The organism is Streptomyces sp. NPDC051172, assembly GCF_040682555.1.
Classification (GTDB): domain Bacteria; phylum Actinomycetota; class Actinomycetes; order Streptomycetales; family Streptomycetaceae; genus Streptomyces.
In genome coordinates this window covers 1-6160 of record NZ_JBFBBE010000235.1, presented here as the reverse complement: position 1 = coordinate 6160, position 6160 = coordinate 1, and the positions used below count along the sequence as shown (strand labels likewise).

The window sequence follows — 6160 nt, the reverse complement described above, 5'->3', positions numbered from 1 at the left end:
TGATCCACAAGACCGGCCCCGCCACCTACGCCCTCGCCTGCTGACCCGACACGCTCGACACCGACCAGAAGATCCTTAACTTCCCGGCCTTGGGTGTTGACCCGGCCCGTCACCGACACGGCACCCGGCGCGCTCGCCCTCGGCACACTGCACCGCGACGCCGATGACCCGGCCGCGTTCCTCGGCCAGTTGGGCGCGCTGTACGCGGCGGGGCTGCGCCTGCCGTTACCGTCGGGCCGCGTCATCGATCTGCCCGCGCCGCGCTGGCGGCATGTCCGGCACTGGTGGACGGACGGACGGGCGGCAACGACCACCCCCGCCGCCGAGCCGGAGGAGCAGATCGCCGCGCCGCAGGAGACCTCCGTCACCGCCCGTCTGTGCCATCACATCGCCGCCGTCACGGGGCATGCGCCGGGCCGTGTCACCCCCGCCACCGCCCTGGCCGACCTCGGCCTGGACTCCTTGATGGCCGTCCGTGTCCAAACCGCCCTGGAGCGCGAGTTCGGCGTCGAACTGCAGCTGCGCGATCTGCTCGGCACCCCCACGGTCGAGCAACTCGCCGAGCGCATCCGGCAAACGCTCCCGGCCGGGGACGGCTCGCCGCTGCGTACTCTGCGGGCCGGCGGCTCGCATCCGCCGCTGTTCCTCGTCCACGCCGCCGGCGGCACCACCGACGTCTACCGGACACTGGCGCAGCGGCTCGGAAACGACCGGCCGGTGTACGGGCTGGAGCGGATCGAAGAGGCCACTACGGTGACCGAGAAGGCGAGCCGCTACGCCGAGATCATCACCTCCGCTCACCCCAACGGGCCCTGTGTGCTGGGAGGTTGGTCCTTCGGCGGCTTCGTCGCGCAGGAGACCGCACGGCAGCTCACCGCCGCCCGGCGGGAGGTGGAGCTGGTGGTGCTCATCGACTCCGTACGGCCCCTGCCGCTCCCCGGGCTGGCGCGGGACGACCGGATCCGCGCGCACTTCACGGGCTTCGCCCGGCACGTCGCCGACACCTACGGGGTCGGGCTGGAGCTGCCGTACGACGAACTGGTGGCGATGGACGACGACGGCGCGCGCATCCACGCAGTGCTGGGGGCGCTGCGCGAGGCCGCCGAGGTGCCGGCCGCCGTCCTGGAGCACCAGCGCTCCTCCTACCTGGACCTGAGGATCGGCGAGGCCCACCGGCCGGGACACTACGACGGGCGCGTCGTCCTGTACCGGGCCACCGAGCGCGCTCCGCACACCGTGCGCGATGCGGCCTATGAGCGGGACGACGAGGCGCTCGGCTGGGACGAGGTGTGCCCGCGCCTGTCGGTGGTACGGGTCGGCGGCCACCATCTGTCGCTCCTCGACCCGCCGCACGTCGACGAGATCGCCACCCAGCTGCGGCGGGAGCTCGCCGAGCAGACCCGCTGACCCCGGATCCCGAGGAGCCGCCATGCCCCACCCCCACCGCGCCACCGGAGTGTCCCGGCGCACCGTCACCAAGGCCGCGGCGAGCGCCGGTCTGGCCGCTCTGTTCGGCGCCGCCGGCACCGCGCGGGCCGCGACCCGGCTGGGGCCGCGCACCTTCGACGTGTCCGTGGCCTCCGCCGCCCTGGGCCGCAGCGCCCCGGTGCGGCTGATCCTGCCCTCCGGCTTCGACACCCGGCCCGGTCGCGCCTATCCCGTGCTGTATCTGCTGCACGGCGCCCATGACGACTACACGTCCTGGACCCGGGAGACCGGCATCGAGGCCTTCACCGAGGGCCGGGATCTGATCGTGGCGATGCCGGACGGCGGCCCCACCGGCATTCCCACCCGCTGGCTCAGCGGCCCCGACTACGAGACGTTCCAGCTCACCGAGGTCCCGGCGATGCTCAGGCGCGACTACCGGGCCTCGGGGGTGCGGGCGGTCGCCGGGGTCTCCACCGGCGGCTACGGGGCCATGGCGCACGCGGCCCGCCATCCGGGCGCGTTCGCCGCCGCGGCCTCCTACAGCGGCATCCTCGACACCACCGCGCCCGGCGTGCCCACGCTTGTCGACGCCATCGTGGCCCGCGAGAACCTTGCTCCGCTGTCCCTGTGGGGCAACCCGGTCCTGAACCTGCTGACCTGGCAGAACTTCAACCCGCGGGCCCGCGCCGCGGGCTTGCGCGGCACTCCCCTGTACGTCTCCAACGGCAGCGGAGTGGTCGGCGGGACCGGCGACTGGCTGCCCGAAGCTCTGGAGAGCGCCCTGTGGCCCTCCGCCCACAGCTTCACCGACGCCCTCGCCCGGCAGGGCATCGCGGTCACCACGCACTTCTACGCAGGAGGAGGACACAGCTGGGCGTACTGGAAACCGGAGTTCACCGCGTCGTGGCCGATGCTCGCCGGTGCTCTCGGGCTGCCGGAGTGATGTCGGTGCCGTCGGGGCACGGAACGGAACGCAGGGGACGCCCGTCCAACACAGGACCTGTCCCTCGTCCCACGGGAAACACTCCGCGGGTGAGCCGGTTCCGGTGGGAAGGAGTGTCCGCGATGGCCGTCCCCACCCCGCACGGCGAACCGGCCGGCCCGGCGTCCCCCTCGGTGCCGTCCGACCTCGCCGACCTGCTGCGTGCCCGGCTGGAGGCGGTGGCCGACGAGGTCGAGGACGAGGTGCGCAGACAGGTTCCCGAGTACGCGGGACCCGCGGACGGCATGTACGCCAGGAATCTGCGGGCCGGGGTGGTGCAGGCGCTGACCCTGTTCGTCGACCACATCGCCGACCCGCGCGGCCGCAGCGACGCGATCGCCTCGACATACCACGAACTCGGGCGCGGGGTGGCCCTGGAGGACCGCAGCCTGGACGCCCTGCAGTCCGCGCTGCGGATCGGAGGGATGCATGCCTGGCGGCTGATGGGCCGTACGGCGGAGGAGCTGGGGCTGGACTCGGCGGTGGTGGCGGCGCTGGGCGAGCTCGCGTTCCGGACCGTGCACGAGGTGGCCGAGGCGGCCGCCGCCGGTTATGCGGAAGCCCGGCTGCGCAGCACCGACGAGCTGGAGCGGCGGCGCAGGCGCCTGCTCGAACGGCTGCTGGGCGAGGGGCCGGTGTCGTTCGAGACCGTGCAGGATCTCGCGCACGGCGCCCGCTGGTCGGTGCCCCGGCAGGTCGCGGTCGTCGCGCTCGCGTCCCCGGCGGACCAGCGCGAGGAGGAGCGGCCGCTGGCGGGTGCGGGGGCGCTGGTGGACATGCGGTCGCGGCCGCCGCGGATGCTGCTGCCCGATCCGGACGGTTCGGGCCGCTTCGGTGGCCGCGCGTTCACTCTCGCACTGCGCGGGCGTCCGGCGGCGATCGGCCCGACGGTGCCGCTCACCGAGGCCGCGCAGTCGCTGCGTTGGGCCGCCCGGGCGCTGCGGCTGATGGGGCGCGGGATCCTGCCCCGGCAGGGCGTGGTGCGGTGCGCCGACCATCTCTCCACGCTGCTGCTGCACGGGGACGAGCCGCTGCTGGCGCAGTTGGAGACGCGGGTCCTCGCCCCGCTGGACACGGCCACCGAGGGGCAGCGGCCCCGGCTCGCGGAGACGCTGCTGGCGTGGCTGCTCAGCGGCAGCAACGTGCCCGACGTCGCCGCCCGTCTGCACATCCACCCGCAGACGGTCCGCTACCGCCTGCGTCAGCTGGAGAAGCTCTTCGGGGACGCCCTGCACGACCCCGGCACCCGCCTGGACCTCATCCTGGCACTGCGCGCCGAGGAACTGCGGGAGCAGGAAACGCCCTCCGCGTAGACAGTGCAGGCAATTCCCGCCGACTCACCTCGGCTCAAGAATCCGCTGAACTTCTGAATTCCCATGCATAACACGTCGTCAGAAGAAGCGAATACCTTCGGGACGTCCTTTTCCGCAGGCGCGCAACGCGCCCGACCCTCAAAGGATCCCCATGCGTATTCGCTTGTGTCTCGCCGCGCTCTCGCTGATCGGCGGGGCAGCCGGAGTGGCCACTGTCTCGACACCCGCCGCATCGGCTGCCACCTGCTCGGACATCGATGTCGTCGCGGCTCGCGGCACGTTCGAGCCGGGCACGCTCGGCGCGATAGTCGGCGACCCGGTGTATTCCGCCCTGCAGAAGAAACTGACGGGCAAGAACCTCTCCAATTACAAGGTGAATTACCCGGCGGACCTTTCCCTCACCTCCGCCGCGCAGGGCAATGCCGAACTGGTGGATCACGTCGACAGCCAGGCGGCGGCCTGCCCGAATCAGCGTTTCGTTCTGGTCGGCTATTCGCAGGGCGCGAACGTCGTCGACAACTCCATCGGCATCAGCAGCGACGGCGCGGTGGTCGGCAGCCCCATCGTCGCCACCATCCCGGCCGCGCTCGAACCGAGGGTCGCCGCGGTGCTGCTGTTCGGCAACCCGATCCGGGCCCTCGGCAAGAGCGTCACCGGCACCTACCAGAGCCGCACCATCGACTTCTGCGCCAAGGGCGATCCCATCTGCGAGAACGGCGGCACCGACGTCCTCGCGCACCTCGGCTACACCTCGGACGCCGACGCGGCGGCCGCCTTCGCCGCGACCAAGGTCTGATTGGACAAACGCGCAGGACGGGCCCGGGAGGATCTCCTCCCGGGCGCAACTTGGTTCCTGCAGAGCTACTTGGGCTCCCCTGCGAAATGCGCGAGGCTGCATCCGTCACCCCGTTCGCCCGGCGGCGCAACCGCCGTCAGGCGATCGACCCGGCGTCTGCCGACTCCCGGAAATCGACGACAGCTTCGCCGTTGGTTCGCGCCCACTCGGTCAGCATCACGATCGGCTCCTGGAGTGTCTGGCCGAGCGTGGTCAGGCCGTACTCGACCCGCGGCGGCGCTTCGGCGTACACCTGCCGGTCGACCAGGCCGTTGCTTTGCAGGCGGCGAAGGGTCTGCGTCAGTACCTTGCGCGAAATCCCGCCGGACAGGGCGACGAGTTCGCTGTGTCTCTTGGGTCCGCCGGTGAGAGCGAACAGGACAAGGACAGACCACTTGTTGGCGATGATCTCGATCGCCAGCCGCGCGGGGCAGTCGGCGAGGAACACCGTGCCCGCTTCCAGCTCCTCTGCCGCGCTCGTCAGGTCGGCTACGGTCATGTTCACGAGCCGAAGGTTACCTTTTGGTACCTGTCGGCTTCCTAACGTCGACGCCATGGAACTTCACTCCGGCCAGAGCCGTCCCACGGCCACGCCCCACCGTCAGGTCGTCGCCGTCAAGCCCATCGCCGTTCCCACCACCGACCGCGGCATCGACCTGCAGGTCAAGGTCACCGCACCGGTCGACGGGAGAGACCTGCCCGTCATCGTCTTCTCCCACGGCAACGCCTGGTCGATGGACGGCTACGAGCCCCTCGTCGACCGCTGGGCTGCTGCCGGGTTCGTCGTGGTGCAGCCCACCCATCTGGACTCCCGCCGCCACGGCATCGGCTTCGACGATCCCCGTTTCGCCACCGTCTGGCGCGTGCGCATAGCCGATCTGCACAGTGTCCTGGACGGCCTCGGTGACATCCTCGACCAGGTCGGCGGTCTGGCCGCGCGCGTCGACCGCGATCGCGTCGCTGCCGTCGGGCACTCCTGGGGAGCACAGACCGCCGGAGCCCTCCTGGGCGCCCGCGTCCTCGACACCGAGGGCAACCCGGGCGAGGACTTCTCCCACCCCGCCGTCAAGGCGGGCGCGCTCATCGCGGCGGCCGGTGCCGGGGACGCCCTGACGCCCTTCGCGCTCACCCATCTCCCGTTCGCGCGCCCGGACTTCTCCGGCATGACCGCCCCCGCCCTGGTCATCGCCGGCGGAAAGGACCAGTCGGTGATGACTACCCGCGGACCCGAATGGTTCACCGATGCCTACCACCTCAGCCCGGGCCCGAAGCGACTGCTCACCATCGCCGAGGGCGAGCACCTCTTCGGCGGAATCTCCGGCGAGGCCGCCAAGGACACCACCGACGAGGACCCCGCCCGCGTCGTCCTCGTCGCCGACGCCGTCTCCGCCTACCTCCACGACGTCCTCAGCGCCGACGCACGAAGCTGGCAGGCCCTGCAGGACCAGATCAGCCACCGCTCCGGCGCCTTCACCACCGAGAGCAAATAGGTGCTCAAGACGGCAAGACCCAAGGCCGGGAAGTTAAGGATCTTCTGGTCGGTGTCGAGCGTGTCGGGTCAGCAGGCGAGGGCGTAGGTGGCGGGGCCGGTCTTGTGGATCA

The 6160-nt window shown here is 71.5% G+C and carries 6 protein-coding genes; 5 read left to right on the top strand and 1 reads right to left on the bottom strand.

Translation table 11 applies throughout. The annotated features are described in order from the left end of the window. The first annotated feature begins 93 nt into the window (after positions 1 to 93). The 4 genes from AB0N07_RS49450 (at position 94) to AB0N07_RS49435 (ending at position 4519) form a co-directional block, all read left to right on the top strand. Positions 94 to 1407 carry a thioesterase domain-containing protein gene (locus AB0N07_RS49450; RefSeq protein ID WP_365847360.1) on the top strand — a complete coding sequence of 438 codons (1314 nt, stop codon included), beginning with the start codon at positions 94 to 96 and terminating at the stop codon, positions 1405 to 1407. Between the two features lie 22 nt (positions 1408 to 1429). After that, positions 1430 to 2371 carry an alpha/beta hydrolase family protein gene (locus tag AB0N07_RS49445; protein ID WP_365847358.1) on the top strand — a complete coding sequence of 314 codons (942 nt, stop codon included), beginning with the start codon at positions 1430 to 1432 and terminating at the stop codon, positions 2369 to 2371. Between the two features lie 122 nt (positions 2372 to 2493). Continuing rightward, positions 2494 to 3723, top strand: coding sequence for a helix-turn-helix domain-containing protein (locus AB0N07_RS49440; RefSeq protein WP_365847356.1), 1230 nt, complete (start codon positions 2494 to 2496; stop codon positions 3721 to 3723). Between the two features lie 151 nt (positions 3724 to 3874). Continuing rightward, positions 3875 to 4519, top strand: coding sequence for a cutinase family protein (locus AB0N07_RS49435; protein ID WP_365847354.1), 645 nt, complete (start codon positions 3875 to 3877; stop codon positions 4517 to 4519). Between the two features lie 136 nt (positions 4520 to 4655). On the opposite strand, the gene AB0N07_RS49430 is transcribed toward AB0N07_RS49435, so the two are convergent. Beyond that, positions 4656 to 5057, bottom strand: coding sequence for a helix-turn-helix domain-containing protein (locus AB0N07_RS49430; RefSeq protein WP_365847352.1), 402 nt, complete (start codon positions 5055 to 5057; stop codon positions 4656 to 4658). 55 nt (positions 5058 to 5112) lie between these two features. On the opposite strand from AB0N07_RS49430, the gene AB0N07_RS49425 reads away from it, so the two are divergent. Further along, positions 5113 to 6048 carry a chlorophyllase gene (locus AB0N07_RS49425; RefSeq protein ID WP_365847350.1) on the top strand — a complete coding sequence of 312 codons (936 nt, stop codon included), beginning with the start codon at positions 5113 to 5115 and terminating at the stop codon, positions 6046 to 6048. Positions 6049 to 6160: the final 112 nt, after the last annotated feature.